This window comes from Armatimonadota bacterium (assembly GCA_029907255.1).
Classification (GTDB): domain Bacteria; phylum Armatimonadota; class UBA5829; order DTJY01; family DTJY01; genus JAIMAU01.
On sequence record JARYMF010000003.1, the window covers coordinates 95,723 to 118,743 of the forward strand.

Consider the following 23,021-nt stretch of genomic DNA (forward strand, 5'->3'; position numbering starts at 1 on the left):
GCCGTTGTTTGACTTAGTAATAAAGAATGGCTTTGTTGTTGATGGCACTGGGAAGCCTGGCTTTAATGCTGATGTAGCTGTAAAAGACGGAAGGATTGCAATTGTTGGAAGCACGACTGAGTATGCGGCAAGAACGATAGATGCCGAGGGCTTAGTTGTTAGTCCGGGGTTTATAGATATTCACTCACATACTGACGAGCTTGTTATCGCCAATCCAACGTGTGAGAGCAAACTTACTCAGGGAGTTACTACTGAAGTTTCGGGCAACTGCGGAGACTCGGCTGCTCCAAGGGGCGGCAAACAAAATCTCGAAGAAGCTAGCAAATGGTTGACTGAATATGGGATTAACCTGACATGGCGGAGCTTGGATGAGTACTTTGATGTTCTAGAATCAATTCAAATGGCGGTCAATTGCATAACTCTTGTAGGCAATGGAACTCTGCGCAGTGTAGTAATGGGTAATGATGACCGCCCAGCTACGCCTAGCGAAATTTCCGAGATGCGCCGATTAGTTGAGGAATCAATGAAAGCAGGCGCATTTGGATTGTCAAGTGGGTTAATTTACCCACCAAGTTGCTATGCCGATACTGAAGAATTGATTGAATTATGTAAGGGAGTAGCTCCATTTGGAGGGTTCTACGCGAGCCATATAAGGAATGAAAGTGAAAGACTTTGCGAAGCTGTTGAAGAAGCTATCACAATAGGAAAAGAAGCAGGTGTGGGAGTGCAAATCTCGCACCATAAAGCGTGCGGAAAGCCAAATTGGGGATTGGTCAACGAAAGCCTTGCGTTGATTGACAAAGCACGCGCTGAAGGATTGGATGTTTGGGCGGATCAGTATCCTTATGTCGCCACCTCTACAGGACTAGGAATCATGTTTCCAAAGTGGGCGTATGCGGGAGGCAACCGAAGCCTAACAGAGAGACTAAGAGATGCCGATGAGAGAAGCAAAATTCGCGATGAAATGATAAGCAATACAGAGTCGGGCTGGATAAAGGATTCATGCGGCTGGGAAGCAGTTGTAATAAGCAGTGTTCGCGAGGAATGCAACAAACACTTTGAAGGTCGAAGCATTGCTGAGATTGCGCAAGAGCAGGGGAAACATCCAGTTGATATTGCAATTGACCTTATGCTCAGTGAAAATGGCCACATTGGCATGGTGCACTTCGTAATAAACGAGGACGATGTTAAGAGAGTAATGGCGCACCCAGCAGTCTTGATAGGTTCAGATGCAACAGCGCGGGCAACAACAGGGCCCCTAAACCGGGGAAAACCTCATCCAAGGGCTTTCGGCACTTTCGCGAGGGTTCTTGGTAAATATGTGCGCGAGGAAAAGGTACTTACGCTTGAGCAGGCAGTGGCTAAGATGACTGGTTTGACAGCGCAAAGGCTTGGCCTTGCCAATAGGGGCATAATTGCTGAAGGTTTTTGGGCTGACATAACGATATTCGATGCCGAGACGATTTCGGATGCCGCAACATTCAAGGAACCGCTCACGCCGGCAATCGGTATAAAATATGTGGTTGTCAATGGTAAGGTTTGCGTTGATGACGGTCGAATAGTGGATAGTGGTCTTGGCGCAGGTCGGGTTATAAGACGCGGAAGGGATAGGTGAATAAATAATGAACCGAGGTATTATCATTTTTTTGGCATCTGTGGCGGTACTTGGTGCGGTGGGGCTTTTTTTGCTGAAACAAGGTAGTACCTTTTTTCTAAAAAGCCCGGATGAAGTTCGTATTGCCTACGTTTCCGATGTTGGTGGGAACATAGATATCTGGACAATGAAACCCGATGGTTCCGATAAACGGCAGGTAACCAATGATCAAGCAAACGACCGCCTGCCTGTGTGGTCACCGAATGGCAAAGAAATTGCTTCCGTTTCTGACCGGCGAGAGAATGTCTATCAGGTATTTGTCTCTGCATGGGACGGAAGCTATACAAAACAATTAACAGTGGGCACCGGTACAAAAGACTTTGTGCAATGGAGTGCTGATGGTTCGACGCTAGCATATATTTCCAGCGGCAGGGTTTTCACACTTCAACGTCATGGAGGAACAGAACAGCAAATTTTGCCGCCGGTAACAACAGGCGTGATTTTAGATAATCCACCGTATTCATTAGCATTGTGGTCTCCTCGTGACAAAAAGCTTGCTGTTATAATGAATGCTGAAGAAGGCCAGCGGGCACTGGTGCTTGAGAATTTTGACGAGAAGCCCTTTGGAATTACTGCTGCGCGCCGTTTAGCTATCGCATGGTCTCCGTCAGGAGAAATGCTTGCAGTTACGTTCATTGGCCGCGGGCAAGAGAATGGTATTCTGACTGCCGATATCTCAAGAGTGCTGACGAAAGACCTGTGGAAAATAAAAGGGAATGCTGAAGGTCCGTTGTCTCCCGCTTGGTCTCCGGACGGAAAGCTCATTGCGTTCGAAATGTGGACACTTAGAGATGGATATCCAGACAAATGCAAGGGCATTTATACAATCAATGCGTCGGGTGGAAAGCCCAAGCTTATTGTTTCCGGTGATGCGCGAGAGCCCACTTGGTCGCCAGATGGTAAGTATCTTGCATATGTTTTGTTTCGCCCAGACGGAGGCAGAGATATTTGGCGCATAAATGCGGATGGCTCAAATCCATTAAACCTCACAAACGGCAAGGGCGATAATTATCAGGCTTCATGGTCGCCTTTGCCAAAGAAGTAGAACAGCTTGGCACGCATGGAGCAGCAAAATTATATAACAGACCAGTTAATTCCGTACATTGGAAACAAGCGCAAGCTTATACGGCTAATAAAACATGCGATTGACGCTACTGGCGTTAAAAATGGAACATTCTACGATGCCTTTGCTGGAAGTGGAGTCGTCTCAAGGCTGGCAAAGACGCTTGGATTTCGGGTCATTGCTAACGATTGGGAGCCGTATTCCTTTTATATAAACTACTGTTACATTGGCCATAACAAACCTCCTGCGTTCGAGAAACTTGGTGGAATTGAGAATGCAATCCGCATTCTAAACTCGCTTCAGCCAATTTGCGGTTATATTGCCCGCAATTATTGTCCCAAAGACGACGAGAATTATGACCCGGAAACCGAAAGAATGTTTTATACTCAAGAAAATGGCCGCAGAATTGACGCTATACGCGAAAAAATTGCCGAATGGCGCGCAAACGAAATCATCACAGAAGGCGAGGAAGCAGTCCTTCTAGCCCCGCTTATATTCCAAGCTTCCTATTGTAGCAATACATCGGGAGTTTTTAAGGGTTTCCATAGAGGATGGGGTGGGGCAACTAAAACAGCCCTGTATCGCATTCGAAGCACTCTTACCCTTTCTCCGCCGCTGTTTTGGGATAACGGTTGCCAAAATCTTGTCTTTCAAGAGGATGCCAATGTTCTATGTGACGAGATTGAAGCTGATGTAGCGTATCTTGACCCTCCATATAATCAACACCAATATGGTGCTAATTACCATCTGTTAAATACCATAGCTCTCTGGGATAAGCCGAAAGTTACCCCAATTTTTCAGTTTGGGCGTAGTGGCAACGGCAAAGCGGCGATTCGCGAAGATTGGCGTACCGTGCGGCGCAGTCCGTACTGCTACCGCTGTTCTGCACTTCCTGCATTTTCAGACCTGGTAAATAGAACAAAAGCACGTTTCATATTGGTAAGCTACAGTACCGACGGCATAATTCCTTTTGATTCCCTTCTTGAGCTCCTTGCTGCACGAGGTGAACTCTCTGTCGTAACGCAAAGATATAAGCGGTACCGCGTAAGCAGCCAGCGCCCGTCGCCAAGATCGCATAATGTCGAATTTGTCGCCATTGTAAATACTTCTAAGCCTGGAAATCCTTCAAATATAAAAGAGGTGAAACAAAAAGTTCTTGACGAACATATAAATAATCAAAATATGGTAAGCTAGAGTTCCAACTACAAAATGAGTGGAAAGGAGTACATTATGAAAAAAGCCTTGCTTTGCTTGCTTTTGTTAGTTTTGGGATGTTTAATGGTAATCAGTTATGCCAGCGCTGATAGGTTAATCTTAATACCTACAGGCAGTACCATAAGCACCGGCATAAAAGGTGAATATGCCGCAAGTGCCGAGGGCGATGACCAAAAAATTTACTGGGCAAGTATTGGCATGTCTCGGTTTGAGATTGAAGGTGCAAGATTCCAAGATTTTCCCGCAACAGAAAAAACAGACGCTTTGAGTGCACAGGTGTGTGTAATTCCAGAAACTTCGTTTACGCCAGCCGTAGCAGTCGGAGTAAGAGATATTTCTGATGAGACAGAAGGGCTTGGACTTCCCTACGATGGCCAGTCATTTTATGCGGCTGTTTCTAAGACAGTGCCCATTACTGGCGGCGTTCCTGTTATATTCCAAGATATGAAAGTTCACGGCGGCGTGGGCACAGGAAGTCTTGGCGGTGTATTCTTCGGCGTTGAGGGAACCCTACCCATTGGTCTCCGAATTGCCGCAGAGTATGATACCGAAGAGTTTAATTGGGCCGCGATTTACAGTGTAGCAGGCCCACTGAAATTTAAAGTTTCTTCGATAAGAAACGACCTTTACTATGGTGCCTTTCTGAGCACTTCATTTTAAAGAAAAATCAGGGCAAAATTAAAACTTTCAAGGGAGAGCGAGGGAAGTTGCTCTCCCTTGAAAGCATTTATGGCAGGTATTGGGCAAGGAACAAAAGTATTTTTCCCCTGCGGAATAAAGTAATTACCGCATAATGCCGATACTTCTATTAGATATACCAGTAGAAATACTAGTATGGTCGTTCGCTGATTGGCACAAGCAATTTTTGGAGGTAGTTAGCATTGGCAGGAGAAAATAAAATCAAATGCGATGAGAAAAATAATTCTGTATACACCACTTGCTGGGAAGTAACCGGATGCAGTAGGTCGGACTATATTTCATGTCCAGCTTTTCAGCAGAGGAAAAACTGCTATGAACTCGACCGCGTGATTTGCTGCACAAAGCACAGGGATAACTGTGCTTCATGTCCAGTGTACATAGCAATAAACAAAGTCCCCGTTGAGAGAACCCGTGTTAGAGTCTGTACTGATCGCTTTGACATTGAGGGCGATTTGCACATGCCAGTTGGCGCACGTCTGTCAGACTATATAAACCGAACCGATAAGCCATTTTTGGTGCTCACAGATGCCGAGATTACTCAAATAGATAATCCAAATAACGTTACCCATGATTCGGTTGCCATCGTAAACAAGTCTCACATAATCCTCACCTGGCCAATTAAGGAAAACCCCCAGTCTAAAGCGGCTTGAAAAAAAATTTGCCCTATTTCTAATTTTTTTTTGCGGTTGCGTTTAATTTTAAAAATAGAAGGGTAGAAAGCGATAAAACAGTGTGTCAGCGCTCATTTGTAAACACAGTTTTAATAAGGAAGTGGGTTATTAATACTGCAAACAAAAAGGTAATAAAAAATTAGCTTGACAAAAAAACAGAAATATGATATCTTGCTATTTGAATTACCAGTTTGTTGTAAATCTTGCTTGCTATTGGTTGATTGGCACATTTTTTGCAACACCTCAAGTTAAATAACAAATCCACTGGAGTTGTCTCGGTATAGCACAAAATGCCAGGAAGGCGATTTGTTCCCAAGAATCTAGGTGCTCTGTTAAGTGAAGATTTCTATATTCATTCATAATTGGCAGTCATCTATATTTCAGAGTCAACAAGGAGGAGGAACGGCATGCACCTTAACCGACATTTAGTTTGCTGGGTGTTATTGGTATTGTCGGCGTCTTTGGTTATCCCCGCATTATGTGCACAAGAGGAAGGCAAGCTGGTAAGAGGTATTGTTGTTGATAGATCTGAGAAGCTTCTGTGGCTTGGTTTGCCAGAGCCGGTTAAAAAAGGGACAGTATTTAACATCATGGTAATGCCAAACAGCAAGGTAATTGCAAAGGCTATTGTAACAGAATGCACACCGGACGAGCCTTACGTTGCAAAGGCGAAGTTCGTTCTTGAGGAAAAAGGCGCTTTCGTATCAGTAGGGGCATATGCCGAGGCGGTTAGTGATGCTGCTGTTAAAGACCGAGATAAGATAGACGGCTATCAGGAAGTTGAGCTTGGGCCGAAGGGCATCAATCCACTGAGTTTTTCCATAGGGGTTTTCTATCCTTTAGAAAGCAGTCTTCGCAGAGAGACTGCCACCTTGTGGCCAGCAGTCCAAATTGGCTATCAACTATGCAAAAAAGAAAATACAGCGTTAAGTTTAAGCATCGGATACTTTCACGGCGATGGGAGCTTTACATTAGATGAAGTAGAAGGTAGCCGTGATTTCAGGCTTGTCCCCTTGATTTTAGATGTTAAATTTTCGGAAGCATCTCAACTTAGAGGAGCGCCTTACTTCAAAGCCGGCATAGGAGCTTTCTATGTCAAAGACGAGCGTTCCATAGGCGGTGCTGAAGATAAATTAAACGTGGTTACTTTGGGCTGGCGTCTAGGGCTCGGATACCAATCAAAGAAGGGCAGGCATGTTGAGCTGACATATACTGACGCCGCAAGGTCAGATTTCAAAGGGCTAACATTTAAACTCGGCGCTAGGTTCTAAAGCTATTGAACAAAGCATGAACTGGTGCGTCAACGCAAATATGAGGAATAAGGCAAAGTTCGAATTAGCGTTTTATTGAAAGGGGGTGAAAGAAAATGGTTAAGAGGATGAAGGAGCTGCTCAAGGATGAAGAGGGTGCGACGATGGTCGAGTACGCCCTCTTGCTGGCGCTGATTGCCGTAATTTGCATTTTGGCCGTAACGCAACTCGGCGGGAAGGTTAATTCCACGTTTGAGAGTTGCAGAGATGCAATTCCATAGTAAAGGCCGCAGTAAATAAGCAGCGCCGTTATGGAGTAAAGTGGACGGATTCTGCCCCGCTTAATGCGGGGCAGAATCACACTCTTTTTTAACAGCTCGGGGATAATATGGGCGCAAAAGTAATAGAAATGCTTCCAATCGGCATATTGGTTTTAATGCTGGGGTTTGCAGTTTATACAGACATCCGATTTGGAAAGATATACAATAAGTTAACACTACCTTGCATGGCGCTTGGCATACTGCTTGGCGCTGTGTCAAATGGGTGGATGGGCTTTCTCAGCAGTATAGGCGGAATTTTAATAATCCTTATTCCATTTTTACTATTCGCTCCTGCAGCAGGCATTGGCGGCGGCGACGTTAAACTCATGATGGCTGTTGGTGCTCTGCTTGGATACAAAGCGGCAGTTTGGGCGGTGCTTATCTCGGCAGTTGTAGGGGGTGCGCTGGCAGTAATAACGGTGCTAATCTACAGGGAATTCCTTAATACTACAAAAAACGTTTTTCTCAGCGCGGTCCTAAAAGCACCAATGGTTCTGGCGGGAGGCTCGAAAGGCTTAAAAGTTCGCTACAGCCCAGCTATAGCAATTGGTACAATTCTTACAATTATTTATCAATTTGGAAGATAAGCACAAAAATACTTAGCGTTTGGCACAACCTACAGGCTCTGAAAACTGCATTTTGACGGTAGTCGGATGCCGAGAAATTAGCTTTCTACTGCCGCCGCTAAAGAAGGGAGCTTAAGCTTATGTGGGATAAAATAAGGAATAAAGCGAAAATCCTTGCTTCCGATGAGGATGGCCACGTGCTCATTGAATATGGAATCGTGCTGGCACTAATTGCTATTGCATGCATAACAATTGTTGGTGAGATAGGAAATAAGACCAATGTTCTATTAAGCGATACTGCATCGAAATATCCATAAATGCAAACAAAGTGCAGACACCATCAAAAGCCTTAGGACAGGCGGTGACGACAAAATGAAAATGATGCGGATGGGTGACAACAAAGGGGCAGCGTTGGTTGAATTCGCCATAGTTGCCCTTTTGCTGTTCACAATGCTGTTAGGAATCATTGAGTTTGGCATGCTCATAAAGGACTACCTTGCACTAAACCAGGCAGTCAGGGAAGGAGCAAGAAGTGCCGCCCTCCGAAGTGATATAACTACTGTTGTGAATAGGGTTAAAGGCAGTGCCCCAACGCTTGACCCATCAAGAATCAACAATGTTAGCGTTTTTTACAGGGTCTACAATTCGAGTTCCAATAGTTGGGGCGATTGGATTGCAGGGACGCCTCCGGATAATATAGCCCAATATCATGTCCAAGTTAGGGTTCACGGCGAGTATTCTCACAAATTGATTACAGGTCAATTTTTCTCATGGCTTGCGGATGGCGGGGATTCCATTACTGTCAAAAGTGAAATGGTGATGAAACGGGAGTAGCCGGGAAGGAGGCTAAAATGATGCGCTGCTTTAAAAGAAAACCATGTGAAAAAGGAATCGTCATAATCCTGGTTGCAATTTTAATGGTTGTTATTGTTGGGATGGCGGCATTAGCGGTAGATGTTGGACAGCTGTTTATCGCCAGGCAGAGAGCCCAGAATGTTTGTGACGCCGCCGCACTCGCCGGAATCTGGGACCTGGTTCGCACAGATTTGCTTAGTTTAAACGATCGAGAAGCCGCCGCAACTCAAACGGCTATTAAAACTGCTTTGGGGAATAATGAGCTTACGAACTGGCGAATCCTAATTCCCGATTCGGAACCACCCGAAGAAGGCATATCCGTTGAGTTTCCAACAGCTGTTCAATACGATAATGGCACAAGTTTAAATGTGAATGAGGGCGAAGCAATTCGAACAACAGGTGAAGTTCTCGTTAATTTTGGCTTTGCTCGAATATTTGGCTTCGACAAAAAGAGAGTAGGAGCAAGTGCTACTGCAATAGCAGAACAGCTAAAGGAACTGTGCAGTCCTTTGAAAGTTCCAATTGGAGTTTCAAACCTTGAGATATTTAATGAAGACGGGAGCGTTAAGGTTGAGTTTGGTACTCAGCGAATACTTCGATGCACAACATGGGATGGTGGCTTCCTAGGACCGGGCAACTACCTTTCTCTGCGACTCGACGAATCTGATTCTGGCGCAAAAGATTATAGATTGAGGATTGCTGGTGACAAACCTACCGCTTGCCTATCTACGGAGGAGCCAGATAATACCTGCACAACTGAGCCAGGAAAAATGGGAAGCGTAACTTACACCGGCATTATGGACAGGTTAGCCAAAGAAGAGATTTATACAAACGATGACACTGCTTGGGAAGAATGGACGGCAGATTTTAATCCAGAGACAGGAATGTACCCGAATACTTGGAGAATAGTAATTTTACCAGTATTGCTGGATGTCCCGGGAGTTGACGATATTTCTGGTTCAAAGGAAGTTACAATAGTTGGGTTCATTGGCTTTTTTATTGAAAAAGCAACCAATATAGGGCAGGATAAAGGATTAATTATAGGAAGATTTATTCAGGGAGCAGTTATTGGGGATAAGTTTATTCCACTTTGGACCGGTGGCTCAAGTTTGCCAGGTTCGAATAATTGGACTATGATAAGACTTCGCTTGATATCTTAGGAGGAGGTTAAGCAGGATGAAACAAATGCCTAGAAACAGAGTTCTTGCCGCCGCTCTGTGTCTTGCAGCTGTAGCAGCAATACTTGTATATGCTTATATGAGTAGGCTTTCGGATGAGTCTAGACAGCCGGTGGCAGTTGTGGCAGCAAGCAAAGATATACCCGCAAGAACAATAATCACGCAAGATATGGTAAGAGTGAATGATTTCCCAAGGAAGCTCATTCCGCCAAACGCCGCTGTGAGCATTGATTCGGTAGTTGGCAAAGTTGCATTGCAAACAATTAAAGAAGGAAATCCCATATCAATGAACCAGCTAGCCCCTAGAGGCGCTGCCTTGGGCTTGTCCTATGCTGTTCCGCCGCTAATGCGTGCGGTTACGGTGGCGCTTGACCCTATTATCGGCGTTGCAGGGTTCCTAAAGCCTGGCGATCACGTTGATGTTATAGCGACCTTCGATGTAAACGACGGAACGATTACAAAAACTGTACTTCAGGATGTTGAACTGCTGGCAATTGGCTCGCAAGTTGTTGAGGGAGAAATTGACCCGGGAACAGGAAAACCTGCCAAGCCTCAAACTCAACCTAACGCAACGCTTGCTGTAACCCCACAGGATGCGGAAAAATTAATCCTGGCAGAATCAAAGGGCAAGCTGAGGTTAACTCTTCGGTACTATGGCGACCAAGCCAAGGTGATTTCAAAGGGCATTACCAGCAGGCAATTGATAGGTTATGTGCCGCCCGATGTTCCAGAGAAAACATCTAGCACGGTAACGGTGCGCCCTGCGGTTTCTAGGCCATCTCCTCCACCAATAGTTAGGGAGAGCCCGCCAATTTATAGTATTCCGCCACTGCCCACAACGCAGACTACGGTGCAAGAAGAGCCCGGCAAGAAAGTTCAGGTTGTCCGCGGCACGAAGATTGAGGAGGTTGTGGTCAGCGAATAAAAGATAAGACAGGAAGTCTTTCAAATAAATTCCTAGCAAAGGAGGTCAGGGGGGAGTAAAAACATTGCACACGAAGAACCCCTTTCAAAAATGAGAGCCAAAATAAGCTTTGTATTCATTTTAGCAATTACGGTTTTTCTAGCGAATCCATTAGCCGCCGCAAAAGCGGCTGATAAGGCTAGCGGTGAGAAGGCACTTCAGGTTGGTGAAAGCATTATCATTGAATGCAAGAATGTTACGCGGGCAGCCGTTGGCGACCCCGTAATAGCAGATGTTGTGCCTTTGTCTTCAAAAGAAGTATTAGTCAATGCTAAATCACCAGGCAAAACCGTCGTCTACATATGGGATGACAATGGCAGGCGTGTGTTCAAAACCGAAGTCAAGGCAGCCGAATTAAATATGGAAAAGCTTGTGGAAGCTATAACAAATGAACTTAACGATTCAAGGATTACTGTTCGAGCGGTTGGAAGCACAATTATGCTTGAGGGTGTGGTTTCCAGAAAAGCTGAATCTGACCGGGCGGAAAGAATAGCAACCGCAGTAGCAGAAATGGCCGCTTTCCGTGGTGTTTATACGCCTGAACCAACGGGGCAGACAAAATCGGTAGCAAGGACCGAAGGCGATGTGATTCGTATTGAAAGCGTTAAGACCGATAGAACTACGCCTATTACTGCAGAGGTTGATCTTAGATGTCCGAAAATAGTAAACCTCATTGAAATTGAAAAACCGATTGATGAAATAAGCGTATCCACGCATGAGGCATGCGAAGCCTTAAGGCAGGCTCTCAACGGAACAAACCTAACCGTTCGAGGTCTGCCAGGAAACGTGGTATTGGTCGAGGGGAAGGTTGGCACGCAGGCTGAATTTGACAAGATAAACCTAGTTATATCTGGTTGGAAAAAGCAGAGCAACACAAGTGGACAAGCAGAGGGAGCAAATGAAGAAGTTTCGCTCGTCAATGCTGTAACCATTGATAGTTCGATTGCCCAGCAGGTAATGGTGCGTGCCCAAGTCGTGAGTATAGATAAAGCCGCTCTAAAAGATTTTGGTATTGAGTGGGGCAGAATTGCCTCAACAAGCGAGGGAGGAGCGAGCTTTGGGGAACAACCTTGGCTCATAGGGCAAATTCAAAGCCCTCCTTACGACATTTTTGGCGGCGGCGGTCTATACCGATTGGACCCAATTGGCGCAAGGATAAGGGCTCTAGAACAACAAAACAAGGCAAAGGTGCTTTCGGAGCCCAATCTGCTTGTGGTTGATGGGCAAGAGGCGAAAATTTTAGTAGGCGGAGAAATACCGGTGCCAGTGGTTCAATCAGGCAATATTGGCGCCGCAGTGAGCGTAACTATTGAGTATAAAGAATTTGGCGTGCGCCTGGAAATTCTCCCCACTATCACCAGCAAGGATACAATACAACTTAAGGTTATGCCTGAGGTAAGCTCACTTGATTTTGCAAACGCCGTTGAGTTTAGCGGATTCCGCATTCCAGCGTTGCGCACTCGAAGGGCTGAAACAATAGTAAGCGTTAGAAATGGGCAATCGCTAATACTTGGCGGTCTACTGCAAAATGAGGTGTCAAAGCTAGTTAAGAAGATTCCAGTGCTTGGTGACATACCGATTTTAGGAGAGCTCTTCAAGAACACTTCGTTTACTAAAGGCGAAAGTGAGCTTGTGATAATCGTTACACCGCAGATAGTCAAACCAACAGCAGCAACCGAAAAAGCCCAAGAATAGCAGGTGCTGAAATGCCTGTGCGAGTTTTGGTAGCAGAAGAAAATCAAAGACTGCGCGAACAAATGCGCGACTATCTTAGCAATGAATGTAGCTGCGAGGTAGTTGGTCTTGCGCGCGATGGCCACGAAGCCATCCAGCTTGCTATGCAGCTGCTTCCACATATAATGTTCATTTCGCATGATTTGCCAGGGATAACGGGTCTGCAGACGTGCGAAATAATAAATGCGCTTGCACCAGACATAATGGCTATCATGGTGACCGATACAAAATCAATTGAACGAGTTGAAGCCGCCATGAAAGTTGGGGCAAGGGCAGTTGTAACAAGGCCGCTTAAATCACCGGAAGTAGGCTATTTAATACAAGAACTTGCTGAAGTACGAAATCGCCGTGATTCCGATGATATTCAGGAGTTAAAAGACCCGGCTCGGTTTCCAAAGGTTATAAGCATAACAGGGGCAAAGGGGGGCGTAGGCAAAAGCACGATAGCCGTCAATCTTGCCGTAGCATTAGCAAAACAAGCGCCGAACAAGGTTGTTATTGTAGATATGTATACGCAATTTGGCGATATTGCTACTATGTTCAATGTCACGCCCAAGCATACGATTTCAGACCTTGAGCCAATTTTAAAAGACTTGGACCAGGATTTAATCCGAAACTATGTGTCAGAGCATGAATCTGGTGTTCATGTACTTGTAGCCACAATCAACCCTTTGCCGCTGGATGCTATTAGCGTTGAGTGCTGGGATACACTTATTCACCTTCTCAAACGAACATATCGGTATGTGATAATTGATATGCCGCCGATACTGCATCCGACAACTATTCACGTATTAATGCATTCAAATATTGTGCTCTTAATTGCTAATTTATTTGATTTGACAACAGCAATGGATACGAAAAAGTTTTACGACGCTCTCGACCAAGAGCGAATATCGAAAGAGCACATAAAGGTAGTTTTGAATAGGGTATCGAAGGTAAACAGGCTACATGCAGCTGACCTAGAGCAGATGTTTCCATGCGGTATTTTGGCGCATATACCAAATGAAAGCAAGCTTGTAAACGCCATTAATAAGGGCGTTCCACTGGCAATGACTGACGGTGACTCACCTTATGGGCGAAGTATTGATAGACTAGCCGCTACCATATTAGGCGTAGAAGGTAATCTCCCATTTGCTGTAAATGAAGCCGAAAGATGGAGCCTGCTACCTAAGGCAAGGAAGGGGAGATAATCAGTGGGAGTATTGGGAGCAGGAAAGACGAATTCAGGGTCTGAAAGCGGAAACCTAGAGGGACCACTAAACATTCGCCGTCTTTTAGACCTCAAAGCCAAAATCCATCAAAAAATGATGGATGAAATGGACCCAAAAACGCTTGGAACGCTCGACAGGCTCGCTTTGAGTAGAGAAGTTCATTCTGTAACAGCTGATGTACTTGCAAGCGAGAATTTAGCTTTGCCGGTTCGAGTCCGGGAGCAAATAGTAGCTGATGTAATAAATGAGATTATCGGCTATGGTCCGATACAGCCACTGCTGGATGACCCAACCATAACCGAAATTATGGTCAATGGTCCAAACCAAGTATACGCCGAACGTGGTGGAAAGCTGTTCCTGACGGACAAAATTTTCCGCGATGATCAACACGTAATGCGGATAATTGAAAAAATCGTGATGCCATTAGGGCGGCGAATTGATGAAAGCTCTCCGATGGTTGATGCAAGGCTCCCCGACGGCTCGCGCGTTAATGCAATAATTCCCCCACTGTCAATCAAAGGGCCAACACTTACAATTAGAAAATTCTCACGCGAGCCTTATACTATTGAGGACCTTATTTCATTTGGCACCCTTACAAGGGAAATGGCAGAATTTCTCCGAGCTTGCGTAATAGCGCGCTTGAATATCATTATTTCAGGTGGAACGGGAAGCGGTAAAACAACTACGCTTAATGTCCTTTCGTCGTTTGTCCCCAACGATGAACGCATAGTCACCATAGAAGATGCCGCGGAACTTCAACTTCAGCAAGATCACGTAGTCTCATTGGAAAGTAGGCCTCCCAATCTTGAAGGGAAGGGTGAAATAACAATTAGGCAGCTCGTTAGAAATGCATTGAGAATGAGACCCGACCGCATAATCGTAGGCGAAGTCCGAGGCGGCGAGGCTCTTGACATGCTACAGGCGATGAATACAGGTCATGATGGCTCGCTTAGCACTGCCCACACCAATAGCCCGCGTGATACGCTTTCGCGGCTTGAAACAATGACCCTTATGGCAGGAACAGAACTCCCGTCACGCGCGGTAAGAGAACAAATAGCTGCTGCTCTTCATTTAATTATTCATCAAAACAGATTGAGAGATGGAAGCCGCAAAATAACACACATCACCGAAGTGCAGGGAATGGAAGGGGATGTCATAATCTTGCAAGATTTATTCCTGTTCCAACAGGAAGGTGTGGATGCAAGCGGTAAAGTAATCGGCAGACACGTAGCTACTGGGCTGCGTCCAAAGTTCATGGATAGATTAATTCAACAGGGATTGGAGCTACCGGCAAGTATCTTTAATTTGAGGTGATGTGGAATGCCTCCATTCGTATGGGCTCTTCTAGCATTTGCTGCTACCGCTTTGGTCGTAATCCTTATTGGTTTTGCTGTAACAAGAGAATCTGCAGAAGCTAGAACCAGGTTACGACAGTTAACAACTGGTCCCAAAGAGGAGCGACCGTCTGTAGAATTCAAGGCACCTGCTGAAAAAAGAGACATGCTTCCAACGGTAACGCGCTTCTTAAATGCGCGCAATTTGACTGAGCGCCTTTATGTCGAGCTTGCTGCTGCAGGGTTGCCTTTACGACCGAGCGAATTTGTTGGCATTGTGGCGGCTTCGGTATTAATTTCACAGATTTTAGGCGCAATTGTTGCGAGGAACTTAATTGTTTATTTCGTATTCGCAATTCTGGGAGCAAGTATTCCATTTTTCGTCGTCAAGGTGCTCCAGCAAAAAAGAAGGGCAATGTTTGATAGCCAAATAGTCGATGCACTTGTGCTAATTGCCTCGTCCATTCGCTCAGGTTTTAGTTTTCTAAGGGCTTTGCAAATGGTTGCTCAAGAAATGCCACCTCCAATTTCTACAGAATTTGAGCGAATAATAAGCGAAGTAAATGTTGGCCGCTCAATGGAAGATGCTCTTCGGGGTAGCGTGCAGCGCGTCAAAAGCTATGATTTTGATTTGGTAGTAACTGCCGTATTGATTCACCTTCAAATAGGAGGCAATTTGGCAGATATTCTTGAAACAATTGCTGAGACGATACGCGAGCGCATGCGAATAGCCGGTGAAATAAAGACGCTGACTGCCGAAGGAAGAATCTCTGGAATAGCACTAGTGCTCATACCAATATTTCTCGCGGTTGTTCTAACCTTGATAAACCCATCATATATGCACACATTATTTTATGAGGACATCGGGCGCATTTTATTGGTCGTAGCGGCAGTCTTTCAGCTACTAGGATGGCTTGTTATTAAAAGGTTACTCGTGCTGGAGTATTAGGAATTAAAAGGAGACGTGAAATGCTAATACTCATTTCGGCATTGACTTTTGGAACTGTCGTATTGTTATTCCTCGGGCTCACTATGAAAACTGAGCGCGAAATAATTCAGGACAGAATACGTCAACAACAAGAGGTGGACTCGTCCATATTAAGTTCGATCGAAGCCGAGCTTGAAAGACCAATCAAACAGCGAATAATAGCACCAATACTTATAAAACTTGCCAACTTAGTAAGCAGCTTCACGCCTGCCGGAGCTCTTCGTGCCATTGATGACAAGCTGGAAACAGCAGGTCGTCCATGGTCGCTAAGTGCAAAAGAGTTCGTAGGGCTCAAAGTCCTCTCTGTTGGTGCATCTATTGTCGTTGGCTCGTTATTCTCCAAGTTCATTGATGCTCAGCCGCCAATCAGGATTTTAGCATTCGTTTTGATTGTCTTCATCGGGATAATTCTTCCTGATTACCTGTTACAGAGAGCAATTAATAATAGACAAACCCAGATTAGAAAAGTTCTTGCGGACACACTAGATTTGCTAACCGTGAGCGTCGAGGCTGGCTTAGGTTTAGACGGTGCAATGCAAAAAGTTACTGAGAAATTGCACAATCCGCTTTCCGATGAAATGACTCGTGCCCTTCAGGAAATAAGAATAGGTAAGATGCGGATGGAAGCCCTAAGGGATATGGCTAGGAGAGTAAAAGTTACAGAGCTAAGTTCTTTTGTAACGGCAATTTGTCAAGCTGACCAGTTAGGCGTAAGCATTGCGAAAGTTCTTCGCGTCCAAGGAGATACGCTACGCACCCAGCGAAGTCAGAGAGCAAGAGAAGCCGCAGCAAAGCTGCCAGTCAAGATGCTTTTCCCCTTGGTATTCTTTATTTTTCCCGCGCTATTCGTAGTGGTTGCAGGCCCGGCGTTCATTCAGATATTCCGCCAGCTTGGCGGAGTGATTGGCAGATAGAATGAAACAAAGCACATAAATTGTTGCAGCTGATGCTTAAGCCAACAGCCTATTTCATGTTCGGGAAACCATTATCTTGTAAAGGTCCTTCTCAAATTTTATAAAGCAAGAACTAATTAAAAGAAGGATGTATCAAATTGATACATCCTTTTTTGTTGCTCTTTCGAATGGTTGTTTGTTAGCTATTTACGCCGGCGTAGGATTCTGACGGATGCTAAGGTAGCTATTCCTGAAGCCAAAGTTAATATACTGGCAGGCTCAGGAATAACTGGAGGATTTGTTCCTCCACCCCCGCCACCACCATTGTCTGGAGGATTGTCTGGAGGAATTATTATGCCATTGTCGCCTCCTCCTCCACCGCCACCCATTGCAACTGCGGCGCCTACGACACCCAATGGAATCAGCCAATTCATAGAACTCAGTCTGGAACCAGTTCCAACGGGTGAAGTAGTTGATGGTATCTGAACGCCCGTGTTTGCAGCCACAGTTTCAGCGGGTTTAGCCAACGCTGCACTCTGACCAGCACTTTCAGTCGCAAGCTTTGGAAGCTCTGTTGGCGGTTGCTCGAGAACTTGAACTGCAACCTTATCATTTTTCGCTGCTGAGCTTGCATTTGATGCCTTCAGCCCATCAATTGTCTTCTTTGGAAGTGCGCCTGTTAAAAGTGTGGAAGCAAGTGGATTGCCTGTTCCTATCTCCAAGATTGGTGCACCTGCTTTGTTAGCAAATACCCATGTGCCGGCTTTAAACTCTCGGATTTCGCTTACTATATTATGTGCTTCATCAAGATAATAAACTTGAAGCGACATATCCTCTGGAAGTTTAACAACCGACAGTTCATTCCTGAAGAAGGTAAGCACGCTGGATGGGTCCGTGCGGAAATGCTTGGCATACCGCAGGGCTACAAGTCGGCTATCTTCAACTTGACTAACAAGCTGCTGGATTGTGTCTGAATATTCCAAGAGGAATGCTCCTTGCCCTGCAGGCTTTGCTGCGACGGCTCCGAACAGCGCCACCGTAAGAATTAACGTTAAAAATATGGCCCTTATTCTCATTTCACCACCCATCCTTTCAAAATCAATTAAATCAACCACGGTTTATGACCGTCTAAACTTTGCTTTGTACAGCTTTCAAATATGTCTAGTGCAAGAATTGGGCCAATTTGATAAGTTTTGCGATAAAAAATTGTTTTTGTTGCCCGGTAGTAATTGTGAAGGCCAAGTGTCGCAAACTTGACAAGAGTTTGCAGGGGTGCTAACATCTTGCTGATTTTAAAAAGTTAAAGCATTATTTTCATAAATAGCGAGGCTGAAAGTAGGTTTTGAATTTTCCTTTAAAAAGATGCTACTTGCCGCTTTAGAGGCATTTGACGAGGAATGCAGGAACCAAATTATTACCGTTTGCGTAATTTAGCACAGAGCGCTTGCAGATTTTCTGTATTTAAGATGCTTTATGGCTGCCGGATAGCTAAAGGCGGAGTTTGATATAAGCCATAATGAAAAATGGTGCTGGTATTTTTACCAGGATTTAGCTGTGTGTTGGTGAGTTCCATTCTAAAATTGAAAAATACTCTCACATCGCTTTTTACGAGTGGGAGGTAGTTTTTAATGAGGTTCGCAATGAAAATCAGTTTTTTTGCGCTACTCTTCGTGTCCTTCTTAGTCTCGCAGGTTGGAGTTTCCCTCGCTGCTGAAGCAGTTCCACCGCCAGGGTATGTTCTGGATGTCGAGGATGTTATAGAGATTCAATCAATAGGCGATCCAGCGCTGTCTACAAAACAAATGATTGATCCTGAAGGCAATATTTCTATTCCATTGGTAGAAGAACCAATTCGTGCAAAAGGGCTTACACAGCAACAGCTTTTAAAGGTAATAAAAGAACGTCTCAGTCCATATTTGACTGACCCCAATATTCAGGTTACCATAGTTCAGTTTCATTCGCCTAAAGCATACGTTCTTGGTCAAGTAAACCGCCCTGGTTTGCATGAATTTCGTCCAGGTGATCGCGTATTGGAAATCATTGCCCAAGCAGGTAGCTTTACAGAACAAGCTGATTTAAAAGGGGCAACAATTACTCGAAAAGGTAGCAATGAAGCTCAACCTCTAAATCTTTATGATCTCTTCTATAAAGGCGATATGACTCAGAACTTAGAAATTCAACCAGGAGATGTAATATACATACCGGAAGACACAAAGAATAAATATTTTGTGCTTGGAGAGGTGCTACGGCCTGGTCAATACCGTTGGAAGGAAGGCATGACCGTTATGGATGCAATAGCCAACGCCGCCGGACCAACAGACCGTGGCATATTAAGTAAAACGACAATAATCCGCGGAGATATAAACAATCCCGAGAGAATCGAAGTTAATATGAGCAAAGTTTTGAAGAAAGCTGATTTAAGCCAGACTATAGCACTCAAGCCAGGTGATATAGTTTATGTGCCTGAGACATCTAGACCTGATTGGAACAAAATCTCGGGGGTAGTAAGCGCTGTTGTTAATACTACATACTTATTTAAGATACTCGGATTCTAACAAGCCCCATTTGGAGGTGTTATATCTAATTGGAACTTTGGCGGTATTATAGGATACTTCGCAAGAGAAAGTGGCTAATTGTTACCACTACCCTGGTTTGCGTATTAATTGTCGGTCTAAGCATTCTTTTTACGAAAACCAGATGGGAAGCTTATACGACGGTTATGGAGCGGCGCCCCGAGCAGGCGGAAGTAACAATCTACCAACCGCCGTATATATATAACATGGAAGTCCAAATCAGGATAGCAAACCTGGCATATATAGCAGGAAGCCAAACAGTACTTGACCGAACTGCACAAACACTCTATGAACTTGGCATAACATCAACGCCGGAAGAAATCCTGAGAACCGTAGTAGTCGAGCCTGTAAAGAACACTGAGATTCTTCTTATTAAAGTAAACTCAACAAGCCAGGCGGAGGCAAAAGCAACAGCTGATACTTTGGCAGCCGAATTTAAACGTTTTTATAACGAGCTGCAACGTGGCGAAACTACAAAAAGCAGACAGTTTATCGAACAAAGACTGCCTATTGCAAGGCAGGAAATGCTAGAGGCGCAAGCTGCCGTAAGAGATTTTAAAGAAAAAAATAAGGTTGTTTCTCTTCCGGAACAAAGCACCTTGCTAATGCAGCGCTTGGAAAGCATACAAAATCAAGCGGCATCAGCGAGAATAAAAGCCGATGAAGCAAAAAGCCAGATGGAAATCTTAAGACAACAACTGGCAAAAGAACCAATTATGAGAAAAGCCAGCGAAGTAATAATGGAAAATCCAATCTGGCAAGAACTCCAGAGTTCGCGTATCAAATTAGAACTTGATATCCAACGGATGCGCGAAATTGGCGGAAAAACAGATGCCCATCCGGAAATGAAGCCGCTACTGGCTCAGTTAAAAAAGATTGACGAGCAAATTGAAGACCTAAAAAAGAAAGAACAAGAGCGAATAATTTCAAGTCTTTCGACAGCTTCAAACCCAATTTATGACTCGATTCTTTCTAACTTTTTAGAATCGCAAGCAACCTATGTAGCCGCACAATCTCAATATATAGCAGCTAAACAATTAATAGACGAGCTAACCCCTGAACTAGAAACACTTCCTGAAAAAGAGATGAGGTTAGCTCAGCTTACTCTTGACCAAAAGAATGCCGAGGAGACATACTCTCTCTTAAAATCAAAACTCGATGAGGCAAGAATCAAAGAGCGTGAAGCACAAAACGCTAGTTCTATCCAGCAGATTGACCCCGCTATTGTGCGAAGACTTGAAATGCGGAGAGGCTTGAAGCTGATGTTGGCTATTATCTTTGGGCCACTTCTTGGGGCGGGGCTTGCGTTCTTGTTCCATTATCTAGATAACACCATTAAGACCCCAGAGGAAGCAGAGGCTTTGCTGGGTGTGCCGGTATTCGCGGTAGTACCACTATCAGACCAAAAAGCTTTAATGGGCGATACGCAACTACCAGTAATAGAGGCCTCTTATCAAATATTATCGACAAACCTGTGGTTTGCAAATCAAGAAGCCAGAACACCTGCGATTCTGATTGCAAGCGCGGAGCCCGGTGTAGGTAGATCTACTACAGTTGCAAATCTTGGGCGAACCCTTGCAAGAAATGGCGCTAGAACGATAATAGTTGACAGCGATTTTAGGCGGCCTTCGTTGCATTTATTATTTGGAGTTCAGAATGAAAAAGGGCTTAGCAATATCCTTGCCGGACAACTTGGAATAGCAGATGCCGTTGTGCCAGTTGGGGAAGATGGATTGCTATTAATTCCATCCGGCCCAATCCCTAGCAACCCAGTTCGATTGTTCCGGTCGCCAGAAATGAAGAAATTTGTAGAGGATATTAGCAAGCTAGCCGATTTTGTATTGTTTGATAGCCCTTCGGGTGTCGCCTTTGCAGACAGCACACTGCTTGCGGCAATCATAAAAAACGTAATCATCGTGCACTCAGCGGGTCGTGTGCCTCGCGGAGCAGAGGCTGAGTTCCGAAGCAGGCTTGAGCAAATCAGCGCAAACACTATTGGTGCAGTTTTGAACAGAGTGAGGCCAGAGGACAGCCATGGCTATTACCACTACAGGCGCTCATATGAGGACTTCATAATAAAGGACGGCAAAGTTAAAGAGCCAATGGAGTCTAAAATACTTGGCGCAATACCGGAGAAGACAAAAGAGCAAGACGAAAGTGAAGTAGATTAATAATAAGGTTGGTCCTGATGAATACAGGCAGCTTAGATAAAAGTGGACACCATGCGGCTGTAGGAGACAAAGAGCTGACGCAAAAAAAGAACTCATTAGAAGAACCTTTAGAAATACAGTCTCCGCTTTCGCCATTGGGACAAATAATCAAGCGCTGTCTAGACGTTGTAATTTCCCTTATAATGCTAATTATCTTGGCTCCGTTAATGTTGCTTGTTGCATTGGCAATTAAACTGGAATCGGAAGGACCGATAATCTACAAGCAGACTAGGGTAGGAAAAAACGGGCGGGAATTTACTTTTTACAAGTTTCGCTCAATGTTCCGAGATGCTGACAAAAGGCTTGCTGAACTTAGACATCTAAATGAAGCGGATGGGCCGATATTTAAGATAAAGAATGATCCAAGGATAACTAAGGTTGGCCGCATTATACGCAAGACTAGTATTGATGAGTTACCACAGCTAATTAATGTTTTAAAAGGCGATATGAGCTTAGTAGGCCCTCGCCCACCACTGCCAGTTGAGGTAGCACAATATACTGCTCGCGATCGCCAGCGTCTGAATGTTATCCCAGGCATTACATGCCTGTGGCAAATATCCGGCAGAAGCAACATAGGCTTTGACCGATGGGTTGAGCTTGATCTCGAATACATTCGTAATCAGTCTTTATGGCTTGACCTAAAAATTCTTTTGTTGACAATACCCGCTGTTATTAAAGGTACGGGTGCACATTGACCTGATGACAAAAGTTACGGTATTGGTTACTGGGGGGGCCGGGTTCATAGGCTCCCATATTGCTGATAGGCTTGTTTCAGAAGGTTATCGGGTGGTAATCGTTGACGATCTCTCGAGTGGAACGCTAAAAAACGTAAATCCAAGGGCATTGTTTTATCAGGTTGACTTGCGTGATTACAAGGCAATAGAAGAGGTTTTCGACAAAGAGAAACCAACAATAGTTAATCACCATGCGGCTCAGGTGGATGTCACTAAATCTGTGAGCGATCCAGCAACCGACGCACATATTAATATAATTGGAGGTATAAACCTCCTTAAAAGCGCATGCAAGCACGGTGTTCAGCGCTTTATATATGCATCTACTGCCGCTGTTTATGGCGATCCGGAGTACGTTCCGATTGATGAAGACCATCCGATTAAGCCACTTTCGGCTTATGGTATTTCGAAGAGTACCTTTGAAAAATATTTAGAATTGGAAGCTTCAAGGGTTGGCATGCATTATGTCATTTTAAGGTATGCCAATGTCTTCGGCCCCCGCCAAGTGCCACATGGTGAAGGAGGCGTTGTAGCAGTTTTTGCCAACCGAATGCTTGCTGGTGAGCAGTGCCGCATATTCGGAAATGGAAGCAAAACTAGAGATTATGTATACGTCCAGGATGTAGTTGAGGCTAATATTCTTGCAATGCAAAGTGCGGCTTGCGGCGTTTTCAACATAGGAACAGCAAAAGAGACTACTGACCAGGAGGTCTTCGATACCGTTCGAGCTGCCGTAGGAAGCTCTCAAGAGCCGATATATGCAGACGAGCGCCCGGGTGAAATTAGAAGGAGCTGTTTCGATGCGTCCAAAGCAAAGACTCAATTAGGGTGGAAGGCTAAAGTATCGTTTGCCGAGGGCGTAGCCAGCGCTGTAGAGTTTTACAGAAGAAATAAGCAATAAACGAAGTTCGG

Annotated in this window: 22 protein-coding genes; 21 read left to right on the forward strand and 1 reads right to left on the reverse strand. The window is 44.8% G+C overall.

The genetic code is table 11. The annotated features are described in order from the left end of the window. Positions 1–4: 4 nt before the first annotated feature. From QHH26_03155 to QHH26_03235, 17 genes are all read left to right on the forward strand, one after another. Positions 5–1,615 carry a D-aminoacylase gene (locus tag QHH26_03155; GenBank protein ID MDH7480960.1) on the forward strand — a complete coding sequence of 537 codons (1,611 nt, stop codon included), beginning with the start codon at positions 5–7 and terminating at the stop codon, positions 1,613–1,615. A gap of 7 nt (positions 1,616–1,622) precedes the next feature. Further along, on the forward strand, positions 1,623–2,699 hold the full coding sequence (locus tag QHH26_03160; protein MDH7480961.1) for a hypothetical protein: 1,077 nt from the start codon (positions 1,623–1,625) through the stop codon (positions 2,697–2,699). A 15-nt stretch (positions 2,700–2,714) separates the two neighbouring features. After that, on the forward strand, positions 2,715–3,911 hold the full coding sequence (locus tag QHH26_03165) for a DNA adenine methylase (protein MDH7480962.1): 1,197 nt from the start codon (positions 2,715–2,717) through the stop codon (positions 3,909–3,911). Positions 3,912–3,947: 36 nt separating this feature from the next. Continuing rightward, positions 3,948–4,592 carry a hypothetical protein gene (locus QHH26_03170; GenBank protein MDH7480963.1) on the forward strand — a complete coding sequence of 215 codons (645 nt, stop codon included), beginning with the start codon at positions 3,948–3,950 and terminating at the stop codon, positions 4,590–4,592. Between the two features lie 221 nt (positions 4,593–4,813). Beyond that, on the forward strand, positions 4,814–5,281 hold the full coding sequence (locus QHH26_03175; GenBank protein MDH7480964.1) for a hypothetical protein: 468 nt from the start codon (positions 4,814–4,816) through the stop codon (positions 5,279–5,281). A gap of 428 nt (positions 5,282–5,709) precedes the next feature. Continuing rightward, a complete protein-coding gene (locus tag QHH26_03180) occupies positions 5,710–6,573 on the forward strand; it encodes a hypothetical protein (protein MDH7480965.1) in 864 nt (287 codons plus the stop codon). A gap of 95 nt (positions 6,574–6,668) precedes the next feature. Continuing rightward, positions 6,669–6,833, forward strand: a complete 165-nt coding sequence (locus QHH26_03185) for a Flp family type IVb pilin (protein ID MDH7480966.1) — start codon at positions 6,669–6,671, stop codon at positions 6,831–6,833. Positions 6,834–6,940: 107 nt separating this feature from the next. After that, entirely contained in the window at positions 6,941–7,459 is a 519-nt protein-coding gene (locus tag QHH26_03190) for an A24 family peptidase (protein MDH7480967.1), read from the forward strand. A gap of 119 nt (positions 7,460–7,578) precedes the next feature. Beyond that, positions 7,579–7,755, forward strand: a complete 177-nt coding sequence (locus QHH26_03195; protein ID MDH7480968.1) for a Flp family type IVb pilin — start codon at positions 7,579–7,581, stop codon at positions 7,753–7,755. A gap of 55 nt (positions 7,756–7,810) precedes the next feature. Beyond that, positions 7,811–8,272, forward strand: a complete 462-nt coding sequence (locus QHH26_03200) for a TadE/TadG family type IV pilus assembly protein (GenBank protein ID MDH7480969.1) — start codon at positions 7,811–7,813, stop codon at positions 8,270–8,272. A gap of 17 nt (positions 8,273–8,289) precedes the next feature. After that, entirely contained in the window at positions 8,290–9,453 is a 1,164-nt protein-coding gene (locus tag QHH26_03205; protein MDH7480970.1) for a pilus assembly protein TadG-related protein, read from the forward strand. Between the two features lie 25 nt (positions 9,454–9,478). After that, the gene (cpaB, locus tag QHH26_03210; protein ID MDH7480971.1) at positions 9,479–10,396 is read left to right on the forward strand and encodes a Flp pilus assembly protein CpaB; all 918 of its coding nucleotides are present in this window, start codon (positions 9,479–9,481) and stop codon (positions 10,394–10,396) included. Between the two features lie 90 nt (positions 10,397–10,486). Next, positions 10,487–12,130 carry a pilus assembly protein N-terminal domain-containing protein gene (locus QHH26_03215; GenBank protein ID MDH7480972.1) on the forward strand — a complete coding sequence of 548 codons (1,644 nt, stop codon included), beginning with the start codon at positions 10,487–10,489 and terminating at the stop codon, positions 12,128–12,130. 11 nt (positions 12,131–12,141) lie between these two features. Then, a complete protein-coding gene (locus tag QHH26_03220; protein ID MDH7480973.1) occupies positions 12,142–13,359 on the forward strand; it encodes an AAA family ATPase in 1,218 nt (405 codons plus the stop codon). A gap of 3 nt (positions 13,360–13,362) precedes the next feature. Next, complete coding sequence (locus QHH26_03225) at positions 13,363–14,694, forward strand: CpaF family protein (GenBank protein ID MDH7480974.1); 1,332 nt, start codon at positions 13,363–13,365, stop codon at positions 14,692–14,694. Positions 14,695–14,700: 6 nt separating this feature from the next. Next, the gene (locus QHH26_03230; GenBank protein MDH7480975.1) at positions 14,701–15,663 is read left to right on the forward strand and encodes a type II secretion system F family protein; all 963 of its coding nucleotides are present in this window, start codon (positions 14,701–14,703) and stop codon (positions 15,661–15,663) included. A 20-nt stretch (positions 15,664–15,683) separates the two neighbouring features. Beyond that, positions 15,684–16,616: a type II secretion system F family protein gene (locus tag QHH26_03235; protein ID MDH7480976.1), complete on the forward strand. Its 933-nt coding sequence runs from the start codon at positions 15,684–15,686 to the stop codon at positions 16,614–16,616. Positions 16,617–16,798: 182 nt separating this feature from the next. Here the strand turns inward: QHH26_03235 and QHH26_03240 are convergent, their stop codons facing one another. Continuing rightward, positions 16,799–17,671, reverse strand: coding sequence for a hypothetical protein (locus tag QHH26_03240; protein ID MDH7480977.1), 873 nt, complete (start codon positions 17,669–17,671; stop codon positions 16,799–16,801). A gap of 564 nt (positions 17,672–18,235) precedes the next feature. Between QHH26_03240 and QHH26_03245 the strand changes: the two genes are divergently transcribed. Genes QHH26_03245 through QHH26_03260 form a run of 4 tightly spaced genes read left to right on the forward strand, consistent with a single transcriptional unit; the run spans position 18,236 to position 23,010 of the window. Next, the gene (locus tag QHH26_03245) at positions 18,236–19,150 is read left to right on the forward strand and encodes a polysaccharide biosynthesis/export family protein (protein ID MDH7480978.1); all 915 of its coding nucleotides are present in this window, start codon (positions 18,236–18,238) and stop codon (positions 19,148–19,150) included. A gap of 29 nt (positions 19,151–19,179) precedes the next feature. Then, entirely contained in the window at positions 19,180–21,339 is a 2,160-nt protein-coding gene (locus tag QHH26_03250) for a polysaccharide biosynthesis tyrosine autokinase (protein MDH7480979.1), read from the forward strand. A 17-nt stretch (positions 21,340–21,356) separates the two neighbouring features. Continuing rightward, entirely contained in the window at positions 21,357–22,073 is a 717-nt protein-coding gene (locus tag QHH26_03255; protein MDH7480980.1) for a sugar transferase, read from the forward strand. Positions 22,074–22,077: 4 nt separating this feature from the next. Further along, positions 22,078–23,010, forward strand: a complete 933-nt coding sequence (locus QHH26_03260) for an SDR family NAD(P)-dependent oxidoreductase (protein MDH7480981.1) — start codon at positions 22,078–22,080, stop codon at positions 23,008–23,010. Positions 23,011–23,021 lie beyond the last annotated feature (11 nt).

Coding starts and splice junctions, on each gene's coding strand:
- QHH26_03235 (MDH7480976.1), top strand. CDS start 15,684: ATGCTAATACTCATTTCGGCATTGACTTTTGGAACTGTCGTATTGTTA.
- QHH26_03180 (MDH7480965.1), top strand. CDS start 5,710: ATGCACCTTAACCGACATTTAGTTTGCTGGGTGTTATTGGTATTGTCG.
- QHH26_03160 (MDH7480961.1), top strand. CDS start 1,623: ATGAACCGAGGTATTATCATTTTTTTGGCATCTGTGGCGGTACTTGGT.
- QHH26_03240 (MDH7480977.1), bottom strand. CDS start 17,671: ATGAGAATAAGGGCCATATTTTTAACGTTAATTCTTACGGTGGCGCTG.
- QHH26_03165 (MDH7480962.1), top strand. CDS start 2,715: ATGGAGCAGCAAAATTATATAACAGACCAGTTAATTCCGTACATTGGA.
- QHH26_03185 (MDH7480966.1), top strand. CDS start 6,669: ATGGTTAAGAGGATGAAGGAGCTGCTCAAGGATGAAGAGGGTGCGACG.
- QHH26_03205 (MDH7480970.1), top strand. CDS start 8,290: ATGATGCGCTGCTTTAAAAGAAAACCATGTGAAAAAGGAATCGTCATA.
- QHH26_03230 (MDH7480975.1), top strand. CDS start 14,701: ATGCCTCCATTCGTATGGGCTCTTCTAGCATTTGCTGCTACCGCTTTG.
- QHH26_03255 (MDH7480980.1), top strand. CDS start 21,357: ATGAATACAGGCAGCTTAGATAAAAGTGGACACCATGCGGCTGTAGGA.
- QHH26_03220 (MDH7480973.1), top strand. CDS start 12,142: ATGCCTGTGCGAGTTTTGGTAGCAGAAGAAAATCAAAGACTGCGCGAA.
- QHH26_03215 (MDH7480972.1), top strand. CDS start 10,487: ATGAGAGCCAAAATAAGCTTTGTATTCATTTTAGCAATTACGGTTTTT.
- QHH26_03195 (MDH7480968.1), top strand. CDS start 7,579: ATGTGGGATAAAATAAGGAATAAAGCGAAAATCCTTGCTTCCGATGAG.
- QHH26_03190 (MDH7480967.1), top strand. CDS start 6,941: ATGGGCGCAAAAGTAATAGAAATGCTTCCAATCGGCATATTGGTTTTA.
- QHH26_03200 (MDH7480969.1), top strand. CDS start 7,811: ATGAAAATGATGCGGATGGGTGACAACAAAGGGGCAGCGTTGGTTGAA.
- QHH26_03170 (MDH7480963.1), top strand. CDS start 3,948: ATGAAAAAAGCCTTGCTTTGCTTGCTTTTGTTAGTTTTGGGATGTTTA.
- QHH26_03245 (MDH7480978.1), top strand. CDS start 18,236: ATGAAAATCAGTTTTTTTGCGCTACTCTTCGTGTCCTTCTTAGTCTCG.
- cpaB (MDH7480971.1), top strand. CDS start 9,479: ATGCCTAGAAACAGAGTTCTTGCCGCCGCTCTGTGTCTTGCAGCTGTA.
- QHH26_03260 (MDH7480981.1), top strand. CDS start 22,078: ATGACAAAAGTTACGGTATTGGTTACTGGGGGGGCCGGGTTCATAGGC.